Raw genomic sequence first — 17,221 nt, forward strand, 5'->3', positions numbered from 1 at the left:
TTTATTCCTCGATCTTGACGCCGGCCTGCTTGACCACGGCGCGCCATCTGTCGGTTTCGTCGGCGATGTGCCGGCCGAACGCTTCGGCCGTGCCGCCCGTGGCTTGCATGCCCAGCCCGCTGAAGTAGCTGCGCACTTCCGGATCGGCCAGCACGGCGTTGATCTGCCGGTTCAGCAGGGCGACCACGTCCTTGGGCGTACCGGCGGGCGCCATCACGCCCCACCAGGACGAGGCCGACATCGGCACGCCCAGTTCAGCCAGCGTGGGCACGTCGGGCAGCTCGGGATTGCGCGTTTGCGAGGCGATGGCGACGGCGCGCAGACGTCCCGCCTTGACCTGCGCATACACCGGCGGCAGGTTGTCGAAGCTCATCTGGACCTGGCCGCCGACCAGCGCGGTGGCGGCTTCGCTGCTGCCCTTGTACGGGATGTGCCGCAGCGCGATGCCGGTCTGGTGCGCGAACTGTTCGCCTGCCAGATGGGGGATGCTGCCCGTTCCCGCAGTGGCGAAAGTCAGCCCCTGCTGCTGCGCGGCAGCGCGTTTCAAGTCTTCCAGGCTGCGTATCGGGCTGGCTGCGGGAAGCAGCAGGTAGACCGGTACGTCCGTGGCCCAGATCACTGGCGTCAGGTTCTTCTTCACGTCATAGGGCAGCTTGGCGTACAGCACACTGTTGGTCGCCAGGTTGGCGGTGCCCATCAGCAAGGTGTAGCCGTCGGGCGCGGCGCTGGCGACAAAAGCGGTGCCGATCTGCGTGGCGCCGCCGGGCTTGTTTTCGACCACCACGGGCTGGCCCAGCAAGGGCGCCAGCTTGCGGGCGATCATGCGCGCCGCGGTGTCGGTGCCGCCGCCGGCCGCGTAGGGCACGATCAGGCGCACCGGTTTGTCGGGGTAGGCGGCGGCCTGCGCCGCCCCGGCCGCGCCCAGCAGGGCCACGGCGCACAGTGCGCGCAGCGTTCGGATCAAGGCTTGCATGGCGGTCTCCCGGCGGGTCTACTGGATGCGGGTGCCGGTGGACTGCACCAGCTTGCCCCACCAGGCGGTTTCGTCGGCGATCTGCTTGGCGAACTCGGCGGGCGTGCTGGCCAGCGGTTCCGCGCCCAGCTCCTGGAAGCGGGTGCGCAGCTGCGGGTCTTGCAGCGCCTTGACCACGGCGGCGTGCAGCCGTTCGATCACCGCGGGGTCGGTGCCGGCAGGCGCCATCAATCCCTTCCAGGCCATCACCACAAAGCCCTTCTGGCCGGCTTCATCGAAGGTGGGGATGTCGGGCGCGGCGGTGGCGCGCTGGTCGCTGGGCACCGCCAGCGCGCGCAGGCCACCCGCCTTGACCTGCGGCAGCAGCGCCGGCATGTTGTCGATCATGAAATCGATGTGGCCGGCCACCAGGTCGGTGATGGCGGGGCCGGTGCCTTTGTAGGGCACGTGCTCGGCCTGGATGCCGGTCTGCTGCTTGAGCAGTTCGCCAGCCAGCTGCGCGGGCGAACCGTTGCCGGGAGAGCCGAACGACAGTTTGCCGGGGTTGTTGCGCGCGTACTGCAGGAACTCCTCTAGCGTCTTCACCGGCATGGACTTCGTCACCACCATCAGGTTGTGTTCGCGTTCCAGGCAGGTGATGGGCGCCAGGTCCTTGGCCGGATTGAACGGCATGTTGGCGTACAGGCTGGGATTGATGACGGTGGGACCGGCAGCGGCCAGCAGCAGTGTGTAGCCGTCGGGCGCGGCGCGGGCCACGAAATCGCCGCCGATGTTGCCGCCAGCGCCGGGCTTGTTCTCCACAATGACCGGCTGGCCCAGGATGGGATGCAGCGCCTCGGCCAGCAGGCGGCCCAGGATGTCGGTCGAGCCGCCCGGGGCGAAGGGCACGATCAGCCTCACGGGCTTGTCGGGATAGGCGGCCGCGGCTTGCGGCGGCAGCGCCGCGCAGGCGAAGGCGGCGGCCATGGCGCCGATCCACTTCGGCAGGTGCTTGTGCAGCATGATGGAAGTCTCCTTTGGTTTGGCGGGCCGCCGGCTTCTTGCGGCTGCGGTCCCTGTATTGCCCTAGCGGCCGGGCGTGTAGCCCGCCTGGCTCAGCGTATGGCGGGCGATGTTCAATTGATGGATCTGGCTGGTGCCCTCGTACAGGCGGAACAGGCGCACGTCGCGGTAGAAGCGTTCGATGCCGTGATCGGCGATGTAGCCGTACCCGCCATGCATCTGCACACATCGGTCCGCCACGCGGCCACACATCTCGGACGCGAAGTACTTGCAGATCGAGGCGTTCAGCGTCACGTCCTCGCCCGCATCGCGCTCGCGGGCGGTTTGCAGAACCAGCGCGCGGGCGGCCTGGATCTCGGTCTGGCAGTCGGCCAGCATGGCCTGGATCAACTGGAAGTCCATCAGCGGCTTGCCGAACTGCTGGCGCTCGGCCACGAAGCGCAACGTGTCGTCCAGCATGCGGATCGCCGGGCCGATGCACAGCGCGGCCAGATGGATGCGCTGCTTGTTCAGCACCTTCATGGCCGTCTTGAAGCCCACGCCTTCCTGGCCGCCGATGATGCAGTCTGCCGGCACGCGGCAGTCCTCGAAATGCACGGCGGAAACCGGCGATCCGGCCTGGCCCATCTTGTCGTAGGGCTGGCCGGTGGACAGGCCCGGCGTGCCGCGCTCCACGATGAATGCGGTGATGCCCTTGGCGCCAGGCGCATCGGGATCGGTGCGCGCCATGACGGTGAACAGGCCCGCCAGCGGGGCATTGGTGATGAAGCACTTCTCGCCGTTCAGCACGTAGTGGTCGCCGTCGCGCACGGCGGTGGTGCGCAGCGCAGTGGCGTCGGAACCCGCCTGCGGCTCGGTCAGGGCGAAGCAGCCGGTCAGTTCCCCGGAGGCCAGCCGCGGCAGGTAGCGGGCCTTCTGCGCGTCGGTGCCGTCCGCCACCAGCGCCTCGGAGCCGATGCCCGTGTTGGTGCCGACCCGGGCGCGAAACGCCACCGAGCATTGCGACAGTTCCATGGCCGCCAGGATCAGCTCCTCGGTCGTCATGCCGTCGCCGCCGTATTGCTCCGGGATGGAATAGCCGAACAGTCCCTGCGCGGCCATGCTGGCGACCAGGTCCTGCGGCACCTCGTCCAGGCGGGCGACCTCGGCTTCGCGCGGCGCCAGTTGCTCTCGCACGTAGCGGCGCAGCGATTCGAGGAATTGCGGGAATCCGTCAGGGTCCCTGATCATGGCTAGTCTCCGTTTCATCATGGGCGCTGATGCGTGCCGCGCCGTGTTGAATCCAGGCTAGCAAAAGGCCGCGGGATTTGAGACAAGTGTTTTGATATCTTGAACGCATGGCGGGCCGTCGCTGCTCTATGATCGGCAGGGACAGACCGCGCATTCCGCGCGCGCCGCGCCCAGGACCTCCACCATGACCACCCGCCCCGGCGAGCGCCATGCCGACCCCGCCTTCGCCACCACGCTGGCGCACGGCTTGTCAGTGCTGCAGGCGTTCCGGCATGGCGAACCCGCGCTCAGCAACCGCGAACTGGCGGACCGCACCGGCCTGTCCAAGGCCACGATTTCACGCTTGACTACCACGCTGATGCAGCGCGGCTTGCTGCGCTACGACGGGGGCTTGCGGCGGTACCGGCTTGGTACGGCGGTGTTGTCGCTGAGCTATCCGCTTCTGGCCAGCATCAAGGTTCGCCAATTGGCGCGCCCGCTGATGAAGCGCCTGGCCGATGCGGCGGGCGGCTCGGCCTCGCTGGGCATGCATCACGGCCTGAACATGGTGTACGTGGAAACCTGTCGCGGCCATGACGCCGTGTCGTTCCGGCCGGACATCGGCGCCTTGCTGCCGCTGCTGCCTTCGGCCATGGGGCGCGCCTGGCTCGCGCAGGCGCCGGCGGACGAGGCTGAGCCCTTGCTGGCGGCGCTGCGGCGCCAGGACCCCGCCGTCTGGCGGCGTCACGCGCCGGACTGGGAGCAGGCTCAGCGCGACTACGCCGAGCATGGCTATTGCGTGGGGCAGGGCGACTGGCACTCGGACGTGCACGCGGTGGCGGTACCCATGCGCACGCGGGTCGACGGCCAGGCGCTGGTGTTCAACTGCGGCGTGCCCGTGACGCGGCTGCGGCCGGGCGACCTGCGCGGCCGCATCGCGCCGCGTCTGCTGACGCTGGTGGCGCGCGTGGAAAAAATGCTGGAGCGCCAGAATGACGCATGACCAGGACCGGGAATTCACCACCACGCTGGCGCGCGGCATCGATATCCTGGCGTGCTTTCGCGCCGACCGCCCGGTGCTGGCGAACAAGGACTTCGCGCAGCAGACCGGCCTGTCGCGCAGCGCCGTGGCGCGCTTGACACATACGCTGGTTGAATTGGGTTTTCTGCAACGCGAGGGCGAGCCGGCGCGCTACCGGCTGGGCGCCTCGGTGCTGGCGCTGAGCTATCCCTTGCTCGCCAGCATGCAGATCCGGCAATTGGCGCGGCCGCTGATGAAGCAACTGGCCGACCACGCGCGCGGCGCCGTGTCGCTGGTGGTGCGTGACCGCCTCCAGATGGTGTACGTGGAGACGGCCCGCTCCAACGAAGCCTTGCAGACGCGGCCCGATATAGGCGCGGCGCTGCCGCTGTTGTCCAGCGCCGCCGGCAAGGCTTGGCTGGCGCGGGTGTCGGATGAGGAGCGGGCGGTCGTCCTGAACCAGCTGCGCGTGGCGGATCCCCGGCACTACGAGGCCCACTTCCCCAGCCTGGCGGCCGCGCGCCGCGATCTGGAGCGCAAGGGATATTGCGGCAACAACCTGGAGTGGCGGCCGGACGCCTATGGCTTTGCCGCGCCGCTGGGCAGGCCCTATCAGTCGTTGCTGTACGTCTTCAATTGCGGCGTGCCGGCGCAGGACGGGCCTTACCGCGAGCGCGCGGCCGACATCGGCCCGCGCCTGGTCGCCCTGGCGCGCGAGACGGAAAGGTTGCTGGGACTGGCCTGAGACGAATCGGCCCCTTTTCCGGATTCATGACTCCAGGTCAAAAGTGTTTCGCTGTTTCCTGCCTTTTTTCGCAAGGATGACGGCGGCATACTGGACGCCTGTCTTCCGATCCGGGTTTTCCCGCGTGCCGGCCCCTTTGCGCCGGCCCGCTCTCCCGGTCGGCGCAATCGAACCCAAGGAAACCAGATGAATCCCCAGGACTCCCAGCCGGTGAAGGCCGGCCTGCCATTGCTGGCGCTCGCCGTCGGTGCCTTCGGCATCGGCGTGACCGAGTTTTCTCCCATGGGCCTGTTGCCCGTCATCGCCGAAGGGGTGGACGTGTCCATACCCAGCGCCGGCATGCTGATCAGCGCCTACGCCATCGGCGTGATGGTGGGCGCGCCGCTGATGACGCTGGCGCTGTCGCGCTGGTCGCGCCGCAACGCCTTGCTGGTGCTGATGGCGATCTTCACGGTGGGCAACGTGCTGTCCGCGCTGTCGCCCAACTACACGACGCTGCTGTTGGCGCGCCTGGTCACCAGCCTGAACCACGGCGCCTTCTTCGGCCTGGGTTCGCTGGTGGCGGCCAGCCTGGTGCCGCGCCACAAGCAGGCCAGCGCCGTGGCCACCATGTTCCTGGGGCTGACCATCGCCAACGTCGGCGGGGTGCCCGCAGCCACGTGGCTGGGCCAGGTCATAGGCTGGCGCATGTCATTCGCCGCGACCTCGGTGCTGGGCCTGATCGCGATGCTGTCGCTGTGGTTCGCGCTGCCGGCCGGCGAGGCCGGACGCCGTCCCGACATCCGCCGCGAGCTGGCCGTGCTGAAGAGCCCGGTGGTGCTGGTGGCCCTGCTCACCACGGTGCTGGGCGCGGGCGCGATGTTCACGCTTTACACCTACGTGGCGCCGACCCTGGCCGAACTGACGGGCGCATCGCCCAACTTCGTCACGGCGATGCTGGTGCTGATCGGCATCGGCTTCACTATCGGCAATACGGTGGGCGGGCGTTTTGCCGACCGTTCGCTGGATGGCAGCCTGATCGCCTTCCTGGTGCTGATCATCGCCGACTTGCTGGCATTCCCGTGGCTCGCTACGACGCAGACCGGCGCCGCCATTGGGCTGCTGATCTTCGGTTTCGGCACGTTTGCGGTGGTGCCGCCGCTGCAGATGCGCGTCATGCGCGCCGCCACCGATGCGCCGGGGCTGGCGTCGTCAGTGAACGTGGGCGCCTTCAACCTGGGTAACGCGGTAGGCGCCGCAGCGGGCGGGGGCGTGATCTCGGCGGGCATGGGCTATGCCGCGGTGCCGGTCGCCGGCGCAATCATCGCCGCAGCGGGTCTGGGCCTGGTGCTGTGGCAGCGCGCCAGCAACCAGCGCCAACGCAAGCTGGCGATGCAGGGCTGTTGAAGCCGCGACGCGCAGCAAGTAAACAGGGCGCCTGTGCATGCAGGCGCCCTTTCTTCATGCAGGGAAATCGCGGCGTCGCTCAGGCCTCGATCCGTTCCACCTTCCCCACCAGCAGGATGTACGACAGCGCACCCAGCAGGGCCAGCGACGACACGTACACGATGGCGGGCGCGAAGCTGTCCTTCGTCACCAGGAAGCCGATGACGATGGGCGTGCAGATCGACGACAGGTTGCCGACGAAATTGAACACACCGCCCGTCAGGCCCAGGAGGCGCACCGGCGCCAGCGTGGACACCAGCGACCAGGTGATCGACGCCAGGCCGTTGCCGAAGAAGGCTACGGCCAGGAAGAAGATCACCCAAGGCGTGGAGTCGGTGAAGTTGGCGCCGATCATGGACGTGGATATCAGCAGGCCCAGGATGATGGGCAGCTTGCGCGCCAGGCCGACGGTGGCGCCGCGGCGGATCAGGAAGTCGGACAGCACGCCCGAGCACAGCACGCCGATGAAGGCCGCCAGGAAGGGCACCGACGCCAGGAAGCCGGACTTGATGAAGTCCATGCCGCGGTACTTGACCAGGTAAGTGGGGAACCAGGTCAGGAAGAACCACAGCGTGGACGTCAGGCAGAACTGGCCCAGGTACACGCCCCACAGCTTGCGCTTGCTCATGACCAGGCCCAGGTCGTTCCAGTTGAACGGGGCCTTCTTTTCCTTGACGCTGCGGTCCAGGTCGACCACGCCGCCGCCTTGCTGGATCAGCTCGATTTCCGCCGCGTTCGCGCCCTTGAACTGCCGCGGCTCGCGGTAGATCATGAACCACAGCACGCCCCACACGATGCCCAGCAGGCCGGTGCTGACGAACACCATATGCCAACCGTAGTGGTGCTGCAGCCAGGCCAGCACCGGCGTCAGGAACGCCAGGCCGACGAACTGGCCCGAGGTATAGAAGCCGATGGCGGTGGCGCGTTCGCGTTCCGGGAACCAGGTGGTGACGACGCGGTTGTTGATCGGATAGGCCGGGGCTTCCAGCGCGCCCACGGCCAGGCGCAGCACGAACAGGATGACGAAGCTGCCGGCAAAGCCCATGAAGAACGTGGCTGCCGACCACAGGATCAGCGCGGCCGCGTACAGCACGCGCGGCGACACGCGGTCCACCAGCCAGCCGCCGGGGATCTGCATGGCGGCGTAAGTCCAGCCGAAGGCCGACAGGATCAGGCCTTCATGCACGGTGTCCAGGCCGAACTCGTCCTTGAGCGCGGGTGCTGCGATCGACAGGTTGCTGCGGTCCAGGTAGTTGATGACGACGGTGATGAACAGCATCACCATGATGAGGTACCGGCTGCGCGTGGGGCGCTGGGCGCCCTGCAGGCCGGCGTGGGTGGCAGTGGACAAGGGATGTCTCCTCTTTCTCTCTATCGGCTGATTTTTATCGGCTTACCATTCGGCGAAGCTGCCGTCGGCGTGGCGCCAGATCGGGTTGCGCCAGCGGTGGCCCACGGCGGCGCGTTCCTTCACGTATTCCTCGTTGACCTCGATGCCCAGGCCCGGGCCTTGCGGAATCGCGACCATGCCGTCTTCGTAGGCGAAGACTTCGCGGTTGCTGACGTAGTCCAGCAGGTCGTTGGCGGCGTTGTAGTGGATGCCCAGGCTTTGTTCCTGGATGAAGGCGTTGTAGCAACCGGCGTCGATCTGCAGGCAGGTGGCCAGCGCGATCGGGCCCAGCGGGCAGTGCAGCGCCAGCGCCACGTCATAGGCTTCGGCCATGGCCGCGATCTTGCGGGTCTCGGTGATGCCGCCGGCGTGCGACGGGTCAGGCTGGATAATGTCCACATAGCCTTCGGACAGCACGCGCTTGAAGTCCCAGCGCGAGAACAGGCGTTCGCCCAGCGCGATCGGGGTGGAGGTCAGCGGAGCCAGTTCCTTCAATGCTTCGTAGTGTTCGCTCAGCACGGGTTCTTCGATGAACATGAGCTTGAACGGGTCCAGCTCCTTCATCAGCACCTTGGCCATGGGCTTGTGCACGCGGCCATGGAAGTCCACGCCTATGCCTACGTTGGGGCCGACCGCGTCGCGCACGGCGGCCACGTTCTCCAGGCACTTCTCGACCTTGTCGAAGGAATCGATGTACTGCAGTTCCTCGGTGCCGTTCATCTTCACGGCGGTGAAGCCACGCTCCACGGCGCTCTTGGCGGCCGCGGCGGTGTCGGCCGGGCGGTCGCCGCCGATCCACGAGTACACGCGGATGCGGTCGCGCACGTTGCCGCCCAGCAGCTGCGACACGGGTACGCCCAGGTCCTTGCCCTTGATGTCCCACAGGGCCTGGTCGATGCCGGCCAGCGCGCTCATGTGGATGGCGCCGCCGCGGTAGAAGCCGCCGCGGTACAGCACGGTCCAGTGGTCTTCGATGTTGCGGGGGTCTTTGCCGATCAGGTAGTCGGATAGTTCCTCGACGGCGGCGGCGACCGAATGGGCGCGGCCTTCGACGACCGGTTCGCCCCAGCCTACGATGCCGGCGTCCGTTTCAATCTTCAGGAAGCACCACCGCGGCGGCACGATGTAGGTGGTGAGCTTGGTGATCTTCATGCTTGGGTCTCCTGGGCGGGATAGGCGCGTTGCCAGGCCGCGATGAATGCGCGCGCGTTCTGGCCGACTTGGGCGGCCGACAGGCCGGGTTTGTACAAGGCGGAGCCCAGGCCGAAGCCGCTGGCGCCCGCCTGGGCGTAAATCGCGATGTTGTCGGGCGTGATGCCGCCCACGGGCGCCAGCGCGATCGGCGGGCGCAGCACGGCGCGCCAGGCCTTCAGCACGACGGGGCCGAGTTGTTCGGCCGGAAACATCTTCAGCACGTCGGCGCCGGCCGCCAGTGCGGCGTAGGCTTCGGTGGGCGTGGCCACGCCGGGGCAGGAGGCCATGCCTAGCGCCTTGGCCGCGCGGATCACTGCGGCGTCGCTGTGCGGCATGACGATCAGTTCGCCGCCGGCCTGCTGCACGCGGGCGCAGTCCTCGGGATCCAGCACGGTGCCCGCGCCGATCAGGCAGTCGGTGGGCAGCGCCGCGCGCATGGCGCGGATGCTGTCCAGCGGATCGGGCGAATTCAGCGGCACTTCGATCAGGCGAAAGCCCGCGGCATAGAGTTCCTGCCCTATGGCTTCGGCCTCGGCGGGCTTGATGCCGCGCAGGATGGCGATCAGGCCGCAATGGGCCATGGCGGTTTGCAGACCGGGATGGTTCATGTTTGGTTCCTATTCCGTGGGGGGCGAGGCGATCAGCCCGGCGCAGATGGCCAGGTGCCACAGGCCGCGCTCGGTGGCGTTCTGCGCCTGTTCGGGCGTGCCCAGGCCGTAGTGCTGCATGGCCTGGATGTAGCGCCGGCACAGCGCGGGGTCGCCGCAAAGCACGATGCGGGGCAGTTCGCCCTGCTGCTGCAGCATGTCGGCAAGCGCCGCGATTTCATGGCCGATGAGCAGGCCCGACAGATAGTCAGCCTGCGATTCGGGCGCCAGTTCGCCGGTCAGGCCGAGCGCGCGCGTGCTGAAGATGGTGGACAGCACGCCCGCGCGGCCGGCGGGCGCGCCGGCAACTTTCAGGCCGCGCTCGAAGGCGGCCATGTCGGCGCTGGCGGCGTCGGCCATGGTCCGGCCCAGGATGGTGTGGCCGCGCAGCGCCGCGTAGACCTCGCCGGTCATGAAGGTGTCGAAGTGGGTGACGCGGCCGCGGCGGGCGCTGACCCACTTCGAATGCGTGCCGGGCAGGCCTATCAGGACGCTGTCGGCGCTGCGGGTCGCCTGGTCCGCCATCACGCCGACGACCTGGGTTTCTTCGCCGCGTATGACGTTGGGCAGGCCATGGCGCTGGATCAGGCCGGGCACGATGTGCAGGGCAGGACCGTCCTCGCGTTCGACCTTGGTCAGCAGCGTGCCGATGCGCTGCAGGTCGACCGGCACGTCTAGGTAGGCGGCTTCCTTCCAGCCCTGGGCGCTGCCGACCATGCCGCAGGCGATCACAGGCAGGGCCGGTTCGGCGCGCAGCCAATCGCCGCAAGCCTGTTCGAAGGCCAGCTCGAAGCCCGACAGGGCGGTGGTGGCGGCGCCGTCCTGCAGCGGCTGCGGCAGGCGCATGATGCCCCAGGGCAGATGGCGCGTATCCAGCGTGCGGCCGGCGGCATCCAGACGGTAGGCGCGCAGCGAGGAGGTGCCCCAATCCAGCGCGATAAGCGCCGCGCGGGCGGGAGATCCGGTAGTCATCAGAAGCTGTCTCGTTTCCGGCCGCAAACCGGGCTGCGGACGCGCGGTGAGGCTGGCGCGGGGGCAGGGCTCTGCGGACCTTGTTGTCTCAGGCCCGCCGGATGTTCGTGAGCACGCGGCGGGCGATGGGAAAAATTCTAGATCAGCGCTTGAAAAATCTCAAAATATAGAATTAAATCCCACATACAGGGAAAGGACGGTGATGAGGCGCGCTCCCTGCGCCTGGAGCATCCTCCGGGCATATCGCCCGGAAAGCGCGCCTTTTCCCCGCATCTCGCCGCGATGGTGGCGGTTATGCTTGCAATCGTTCTCTTTGTCGCCCGGCCCCGCTTTCATGACCTCTACGCAGACTCCCGACCGTACGCCCACCCTGGACCCCGATGGCGCCGCGCCCGCCGGCACGCAGACGCTGATGCGCGGCCTGGCGGTGGTGCAGGCCGTGTCCGGCGGCGCGCGCGACCTGAAGGAAATCTGCGCCCGCATCGGCGTGGCGCGCAGCACCACGCACCGGCTGGCCAGCTGCCTGGTGCAGGAACGCTATCTGCGGTCCCTGCCCGGCGTGGGCTATGTGCTGGGGCCGAAGCTGATCGAACTGGGTTTCCAGGCGCGCGAAGCCTTTCCGATGGCGACGCTGGCGCGTCCTTATCTGGACAGCCTGGCGGAACAGACGGGCGACACCATCCACCTGGCCGTGCGCGACAACGACGAAGTCCTGTACCTGGAAAAGATCCCCGGCAAGAAGGGGCTGGAGATGCGCTCGCGCGTGGGGCACCGCATGCCGCTGGCCGCCACGGGCGTGGGCAAGGCCTTGCTGCTGGATACCGAAGAACCGCAGTGGAAAGCGCTGTACCGTGTCGGCGCGCCGGTGTCGTCGCGCGCGGGAGGCGGCAGCCAGACCTGGGAGGCCTTCCGCGACCGTATGCGCGACTATGCCGCCCACGGCTACGCGTTCGACCTGGAAGACAACGAACCGTCGATCCGCTGCGTGGCGGCGCCCGTGCGCGACGCGTCCAGCGGCATCGTCGCCGCCATCAGTGTGTCCAGCACGGTGCCCTATATGTCGCTGGATCGCATGCGCGACATGGTCGCCGTGGTGCAGGGCGCCGCAGCGGGGATTTCAGCGGAACTGGGATGGAAGGTGGACCGCGGCTGAGGCCGCGGCCCTGTGTCTTATTCCAGCGGCAGCGTCAGCACGCCCTGCGGGGCCGGACGCATCATGACGCGGCGGTACCAGGCCGACAGCGCCGGCGTGTCCGGCCGTTCGATCGGCAGGGCCAGCCAGCGGTGGGCGGAGCAGACCAGGGCGATATCACCCATGGTCAGTTGGCGGCCGGCGATGAACTCGCGGCCCTGCAGGGCCTGGTCCAGGATCAGGGCACGGGCATTCGAACGCTTGACCGAGTTCTCGATGGCGGCGCGGTCGCGCTTTTCCTCGGGCGTGCGGATCAGGCCCAGGAACGCCGGACCCATGACGCCCTGCCATTCGGTGGCCTGCCAGTCCATCCAGCGGTCGGCGTCGGCGCGCAGGCACACGTCTTCCGGCCACAGGCTGCCCACGCCGTAGCGCGCGGACAGATAGCGCACGATGGCGTTCGATTCCCACAGCACGAAGCCGCCGTCGTCGATGACGGGGACCGTACGGTTGGGATTCAGCTTGGCGAATTCGGGCGTATCGACCACGCCGAACGGACCGCCAGCCTGCGTGAAGGAGTGCGGCAGGGCCAGTTCGCGCACCGCCAGCATGACTTTCTGAACGTTGACGGAAGTCAGGCGTCCCCAGATCTTCAACATAACCATTCCTTTAGTGTCAGACGGGCGGCAGCTGCCGCCGTGCAAAGCCGCTGTCGCGCGAGAAGCGCGTCCAGTTGAAAGCGGGTCCGGGATCGGTCTTGCGGCCCGGGGCGATGTGTTCATGGCCCCAGGCGGCGGCCAGCGGATGGCGCGCGCGCAGAGCCGGCGTCAGCTTGCGCAGCGCCAGGTATTGCTCTTCGGCATAGGGCAGGGTATCCGTGCCCTCGAGCTCGATGCCGATGGAAAAGTCATTGCAGCGTTCGCGGCCGGCAAAACGCGACACGCCCGCATGCCAGGCGCGTTCGTCGGTGGACACGAACTGGATGATGCTGCCGTCGCGGCGGATGAAGAAATGCGCCGACACGCGCAGGCCGCGCAGCCGTTCCAGCCAGGGATGCGAACCGTAGTCCAGCGTATTCAGGAACAGCCCCGCGACTTCAGGGCCGCCGAATCGCCCCGGCGGCAGGCTGATGTTGTGCAGCACCAGCAGCGACGCCTGCGCGCCGGCAGGGCGCGCGTCGCAGTTGGGGGAGGGCATGAGCGAAACACCCGGGGCTGGCGCCAGCCAGCCATGACGATCCAGAAGCAAGGCCATGGGAAGAGAGCATGCGTGTGGTTTCCAACACGCATTATGCCGTGCAGGGCGGCAAGCCTCTAATCAGGCGGATCAGTGCCGGGCCGGGCCCAGGCGCGCGTGTTCCGAGCTGCACCAGGTCTGGCCGTTCTGCTGCAAGGCCTCGGACCGGGGCAGATGGATGCCGCAGTGGGCGCAGCGCACCATGGACTCCAGCGGCTTGGGGCCGCGCGCATCGGCCTTGGGCTTTTTCGCGTCCTGCTGGCCGGCTTGCCGCGCCGCGGCCATGCGGCCCGCCAGACGGGCCACGAACAGCACCAGGATGATCAGAACAATCCAGAACAGCAACTTGCCCACTTCAACCTCGATGCAGAATCATTTCCAGCACGAACCGGCTGCCGGTATAGGCCAGAATCAGGAACCCGAAACCCGTAAGCGTCCAGCGCAGGGCGACGCGGCCGCGCCAGCCCCAGACGTGGCGGCCGGCCAGCAGCACGCCGAAGGTCAGCCATGACAGCAGCGTGAACACGGTCTTGTGGTCGAAGGGCAGGATCTTGCCCGTCAGCTTCATGGACGCCACCGAACCCGTGCCCACGGCCAGCGTCAGCACGATGAAGCCGATCCAGATGATGCGGAACAGCAGCTGTTCCTGCACCAGCAGCGGCGGCTGGGAGTCCAGCACGCGGCCGACGATGCTGCGTTCGGCGGGAGCTTCCAGCGGGCGATGCAGATGGCGGTCCAGCAGCGCCATCATCATGGCGTGCAGCGCGGCGATGGTGATCAGGCCGTAGGCCGCCAGGGCGATCAGCAGGTGGACGCGCAGCCACGCGTCGTTGGCATGGGGCACGAATTGGCCCTGGGGAAAGATTGCGGCCAGGCCGCTGGCGATGGTGGCTGCCGGCAGCAGCAGCAATTGCAGGCCGTCTATGCGCACCAGCAGGCTTTCCAGCCAGAACACCACCATGCCCAGCCAGATGGCCGCGGACAGGGCCAACGCCCACCCGATGAACAGATGCTGGGCCCCCAGCATCGATTGTTGCAGCCCGATTCCATGGAGAACCAGGGCACCCAGCAGGCACAGGCGGGCGATTTTGCCGGTCTGTTCCACGCCGCCGCCACGGGCCAGGCGGATCCAAAGCGACCCTCCCAGCACCGCGTACGCCAAGGCAGCCGCCGTGTGAAATACAATGCCTAGTGACATAGAAACCGTTGTCTGGATGGGGCCTTGGGGCGCATGCCGCCCGAAAGCGCAGAATCCGCGCCTGCGGCCACCGTTCAATCAACTAGTTTAAGCGGAAACGCCTCTCATGCTCGATAACCTAACTCAACGCCTGTCGCGCGTCGTCAAGACGCTGCGCGGGGAAGCCCGCCTGACCGAGGCCAACACCCAGGAGATGCTGCGCGAAGTGCGCATGGCGCTGCTGGAAGCCGACGTGGCACTGCCCGTCGTGCGCGAGTTCGTCGCGCGCGTGAAGGAAAAGGCGCTGGGCGAAGAAGTCGCCAGCAGCCTCAGCCCGGGCCAGGCCCTGGTGGGCGTGGTCCACAAGGAACTGACCGCCCTGATGGGCGGCGACCTGGGCGCCGACTCCGGCGAACTGTCGCTGGCGGTGCAGCCGCCTGCCGTCATCCTGATGGCAGGCCTGCAGGGCGCCGGCAAGACCACCACCACCGGCAAGCTGGCGCGCTGGCTCAGCGAAGGCCAGCACACCCAGCACGGCCGCAAGACCGGCAAGAAGAAAGTGCTGGTGGTGTCCGCCGACGTCTACCGCCCGGCCGCTATCGATCAGCTGAAGAGCGTGGCAGCACAGGTGGGCGTGGACTTCCTGCCGTCCGACCCCAGCCAGAAGCCCGAGGACATCGCCCGCAACGCGGTGGACCACGCGCGCCGCCATCACTATGACGTGCTGATCCTGGACACGGCCGGCCGTTTGGGCATCGACGAAGCCATGATGCGCGAAATCCGCGCGCTGCATGACCTGGTCAAGCCGGTGGAAACGCTGTTCGTGGTCGACGCCATGCAGGGCCAGGACGCGGTCAACACCGCGCGCGCCTTTGCCGAAGCGCTGCCCCTGACCGGCGTGGTGCTGACCAAGCTGGACGGCGACGCCCGCGGCGGCGCGGCCCTGTCGGTGCGCCACGTTACCGGCAAGCCCCTGAAGTTCGTCGGCGTCTCGGAAAAGCTCGATGGCCTGGAGCCGTTCTATCCCGAGCGCATGGCGCAGCGCGTGCTGGGCATGGGCGACATCGTCTCGCTGGTCGAACAGGCCCAGAAGAACATCGACATCGCCGAAGCCCAGAAGCTCGCCGCGAAGATCAAGTCGGGCAACAAGTTCGACCTGAACGACTTTCGCGACCAGCTTGGCCAGGTGAAGAAGCTGGGCGACATGGGCTCGCTGCTGGAAAAGCTGCCCGCCCAGTTTCAACAGGCTGCCGGCCAATTGCAGGGCGGCCAGGCTGAAAAGCAGCTGCGCCGCACCGAAGGCATCCTGAACTCCATGACGGCGGCCGAACGCGCCAAGCCCGAACTCATCAAGGCCTCGCGCAAGCGCCGCATCGCGGCCGGCTCCGGCGTGCCGGTGCAAGAGGTCAACCGCCTGCTGGCACAGTTCGACCAGATGCAGGGCATGATGAAGCAGATGAAGAAGGGCGGCATGGCCAAGATGATGCGCGCCATGGGCGGGATGAAGGGCTTGGGCCGCTTCGGAATGAAGTGATGCCCCCACGGCGCGCGCACTGCGTGCGCTGGCGGTGCCCCCCAAAAGGGGGCGCTTTTTCCCTAGGCAGCCCTGCGGAAAAGACCCTTCTTGCGCCGGACCGGAATGCCCCTGTTGGGGCATTTTTCATTGGAGAGACGGGCGAAAAAAATGGCCAGACATTGCGTCTGGCCAAGTAATCGCGGCTAGCAGGGGGCGCCTGCCGCGATGCAAGCCGGAAAGCGCATGGGTGCCTTCCAGCCTGTCCGATTTACGGCAATGATCAGGACAGGGGCGGGATACGCAGCACCTGGCCCGGGTAGATCTTGTCGGGGCTGGTCAGCATGGGCTTGTTGGCTTCGAAGATCAGGTTGTTCTTCGCGCCCTGGCCCTTGCCGTATTGCGCTTCGGCAATCTTCCACAGGTTGTCGCCCTTTTGCACCGTGTACATCTTGGCTTCCGGGGTGGCCTGCTTCACCTTCAGTTGGTTGTCCACCTGGGCCACGCCCACGGTGTTGCCCAGCGCCAGAGTGATTTTCTCCGCCGCTTCAGTGCTGAGGGCCTCGCCCGCCACCGTGACCTTGTCGCCATCGACCGAGATCTGCAAGCCGTCGGCATTCAGGCCGTGCTTATCGAGCTCTTTCTTCAATTCGTCCGCCGTCGCGGCCTTGGCCTCGCTGGCGCCGAAGAGCTTTTCTCCAACGTCCTTGATGAAATTGAGCAGACCCATAGTGTTTCCTTTATCTATGTTGCGGTGAGAGAAACAAGTGCCATCAGGGCTTTTGGCCCATGAACATTTTGCGCACGATGCCGGCGATCAAGGTCAGCACGGCGCCACCGACGCCGCCGCCGACCACGCTGCTGGCGATCGCGGAAAGATCCAGTCCCGTATTGCCTGCTGCAACCGCGTTCGCTCCGGCGGTGATCATCGGAGCCAGCCAGGAACCCCCTGCCAGGCCGCCGATGGCGCCTGCGATGGTATTGCCCAACGGACCCAGATTGAACTGCTGGAGCATCTTTCCCAAGCCATTGCCTGCGGCAGCGCCGGCGACAAGCTGGATGATCAGGTTGATGATGACTGCGGTGTTCATGATGCCTCCTCTGCCCCGCGAGGGCGATGTGCAACGCTAGAACAACAGCAAGACGAACGTACGAAACCAGCAGGAACGATTATGACTCGCACATTCCCCGGGCGACGAGGGGTTAACGTGTAACAGGTTGCTAGCCTGTTGGCAGACTACGCAAGAATGCTGGTCAGTTTGCAGGGAATGCGCCGCGATCGGTCTAAACCGCATCGGGCGCGCGGCTACATGCGACAAGGGCCGCTATCGCAGCGGCCCTTGTCTTGGCTGTCTTTCAGCGCGGCGCTGGTGTCAGCCGCCGCCCACGGCCACCACGATTTCGATCTGGTCTCCGTCCGTCAGCGCAGTCTGCGCGTGCTGGCTTTTGGGCACGATTTCGCCGTTGCGTTCCACGGCCACGCGCTTGCCGGCATAGCCCAGGGCTTCCAGCAGCTCGTTCACGGTCGTGTCCAGGGGAAACTCCCGTGCGTCTCCGTTCAGGGTGATGTGCATGCAGGTCTCCT

The 17,221-nt window shown here is 67.1% G+C and carries 19 protein-coding genes; 5 read left to right on the top strand and 14 right to left on the bottom strand.

The annotated features are described in order from the left end of the window. Position 1 precedes the first annotated feature (1 nt). From HV766_RS02655 to HV766_RS02665, 3 genes are all read right to left on the bottom strand, one after another. A complete protein-coding gene (locus HV766_RS02655; RefSeq protein ID WP_175180501.1) occupies positions 2–973 on the bottom strand; it encodes a tripartite tricarboxylate transporter substrate binding protein in 972 nt (323 codons plus the stop codon). Positions 974–991: 18 nt separating this feature from the next. Further along, positions 992–1,975 carry a Bug family tripartite tricarboxylate transporter substrate binding protein gene (locus HV766_RS02660; RefSeq protein ID WP_119450472.1) on the bottom strand — a complete coding sequence of 328 codons (984 nt, stop codon included), beginning with the start codon at positions 1,973–1,975 and terminating at the stop codon, positions 992–994. A gap of 63 nt (positions 1,976–2,038) precedes the next feature. Then, a complete protein-coding gene (locus tag HV766_RS02665) occupies positions 2,039–3,205 on the bottom strand; it encodes an acyl-CoA dehydrogenase family protein (RefSeq protein ID WP_175180502.1) in 1,167 nt (388 codons plus the stop codon). 184 nt (positions 3,206–3,389) lie between these two features. On the opposite strand from HV766_RS02665, the gene HV766_RS02670 reads away from it, so the two are divergent. The 3 genes from HV766_RS02670 (at position 3,390) to HV766_RS02680 (ending at position 6,336) form a co-directional block, all read left to right on the top strand. Next, positions 3,390–4,187, top strand: coding sequence for an IclR family transcriptional regulator (locus HV766_RS02670; RefSeq protein ID WP_119450470.1), 798 nt, complete (start codon positions 3,390–3,392; stop codon positions 4,185–4,187). Continuing rightward, a complete protein-coding gene (locus tag HV766_RS02675; RefSeq protein WP_175180503.1) occupies positions 4,177–4,950 on the top strand; it encodes an IclR family transcriptional regulator in 774 nt (257 codons plus the stop codon). The genes HV766_RS02670 and HV766_RS02675 overlap by 11 nt, the downstream gene beginning before the upstream one ends. A gap of 186 nt (positions 4,951–5,136) precedes the next feature. Continuing rightward, positions 5,137–6,336 carry an MFS transporter gene (locus HV766_RS02680; protein WP_175180504.1) on the top strand — a complete coding sequence of 400 codons (1,200 nt, stop codon included), beginning with the start codon at positions 5,137–5,139 and terminating at the stop codon, positions 6,334–6,336. Positions 6,337–6,415: 79 nt separating this feature from the next. On the opposite strand, the gene HV766_RS02685 is transcribed toward HV766_RS02680, so the two are convergent. The 4 genes from HV766_RS02685 to HV766_RS02700 are packed head-to-tail and all read right to left on the bottom strand — an operon-like array spanning position 6,416 to position 10,578. Continuing rightward, positions 6,416–7,726 (bottom strand): MFS transporter, encoded by a 1,311-nt coding sequence (locus tag HV766_RS02685; RefSeq protein WP_119450466.1) that lies wholly within the window; start codon positions 7,724–7,726, stop codon positions 6,416–6,418. A 42-nt stretch (positions 7,727–7,768) separates the two neighbouring features. Next, positions 7,769–8,917 carry a galactonate dehydratase gene (gene dgoD, locus HV766_RS02690; RefSeq protein WP_054459324.1) on the bottom strand — a complete coding sequence of 383 codons (1,149 nt, stop codon included), beginning with the start codon at positions 8,915–8,917 and terminating at the stop codon, positions 7,769–7,771. After that, a complete protein-coding gene (locus HV766_RS02695) occupies positions 8,914–9,567 on the bottom strand; it encodes a 2-dehydro-3-deoxy-6-phosphogalactonate aldolase (RefSeq protein WP_054459326.1) in 654 nt (217 codons plus the stop codon). Before HV766_RS02695 ends, dgoD begins: the two co-directional genes overlap by 4 nt. 9 nt (positions 9,568–9,576) lie before the next feature. Continuing rightward, entirely contained in the window at positions 9,577–10,578 is a 1,002-nt protein-coding gene (locus HV766_RS02700; RefSeq protein WP_054459328.1) for a 2-dehydro-3-deoxygalactonokinase, read from the bottom strand. A gap of 334 nt (positions 10,579–10,912) precedes the next feature. Between HV766_RS02700 and HV766_RS02705 the strand changes: the two genes are divergently transcribed. Then, positions 10,913–11,731 carry an IclR family transcriptional regulator gene (locus tag HV766_RS02705; protein ID WP_054459330.1) on the top strand — a complete coding sequence of 273 codons (819 nt, stop codon included), beginning with the start codon at positions 10,913–10,915 and terminating at the stop codon, positions 11,729–11,731. 17 nt (positions 11,732–11,748) lie between these two features. On the opposite strand, the gene HV766_RS02710 is transcribed toward HV766_RS02705, so the two are convergent. From HV766_RS02710 to HV766_RS02725, 4 genes are all read right to left on the bottom strand, one after another. Next, entirely contained in the window at positions 11,749–12,369 is a 621-nt protein-coding gene (locus tag HV766_RS02710) for a glutathione S-transferase family protein (protein WP_054459332.1), read from the bottom strand. Between the two features lie 16 nt (positions 12,370–12,385). Beyond that, a complete protein-coding gene (gene ampD / locus HV766_RS02715; RefSeq protein WP_119450465.1) occupies positions 12,386–12,964 on the bottom strand; it encodes a 1,6-anhydro-N-acetylmuramyl-L-alanine amidase AmpD in 579 nt (192 codons plus the stop codon). Between the two features lie 72 nt (positions 12,965–13,036). Next, positions 13,037–13,300: a PP0621 family protein gene (locus HV766_RS02720; RefSeq protein ID WP_054459336.1), complete on the bottom strand. Its 264-nt coding sequence runs from the start codon at positions 13,298–13,300 to the stop codon at positions 13,037–13,039. Position 13,301: 1 nt separating this feature from the next. Then, positions 13,302–14,144, bottom strand: coding sequence for a cytochrome C assembly family protein (locus HV766_RS02725; RefSeq protein WP_054459338.1), 843 nt, complete (start codon positions 14,142–14,144; stop codon positions 13,302–13,304). 106 nt (positions 14,145–14,250) lie between these two features. Here HV766_RS02725 and ffh point away from each other — a divergent pair, with 106 nt between their 5' ends. Further along, positions 14,251–15,657 carry a signal recognition particle protein gene (gene ffh, locus HV766_RS02730; RefSeq protein WP_054459340.1) on the top strand — a complete coding sequence of 469 codons (1,407 nt, stop codon included), beginning with the start codon at positions 14,251–14,253 and terminating at the stop codon, positions 15,655–15,657. A gap of 262 nt (positions 15,658–15,919) precedes the next feature. Here ffh and lysM read toward each other — a convergent pair whose 3' ends face one another. From lysM to thiS, 3 genes are all read right to left on the bottom strand, one after another. Beyond that, the gene (gene lysM, locus HV766_RS02735) at positions 15,920–16,366 is read right to left on the bottom strand and encodes a peptidoglycan-binding protein LysM (protein ID WP_054459342.1); all 447 of its coding nucleotides are present in this window, start codon (positions 16,364–16,366) and stop codon (positions 15,920–15,922) included. 43 nt (positions 16,367–16,409) lie between these two features. After that, entirely contained in the window at positions 16,410–16,727 is a 318-nt protein-coding gene (locus HV766_RS02740; RefSeq protein ID WP_054459343.1) for a hypothetical protein, read from the bottom strand. A gap of 282 nt (positions 16,728–17,009) precedes the next feature. After that, on the bottom strand, positions 17,010–17,210 hold the full coding sequence (gene thiS, locus HV766_RS02745; RefSeq protein WP_054459345.1) for a sulfur carrier protein ThiS: 201 nt from the start codon (positions 17,208–17,210) through the stop codon (positions 17,010–17,012). Positions 17,211–17,221: the final 11 nt, after the last annotated feature.

The sequence above is a fragment of the Achromobacter aegrifaciens genome, assembly GCF_902859735.1.
Taxonomy (GTDB): domain Bacteria; phylum Pseudomonadota; class Gammaproteobacteria; order Burkholderiales; family Burkholderiaceae_B; genus Achromobacter; species Achromobacter aegrifaciens.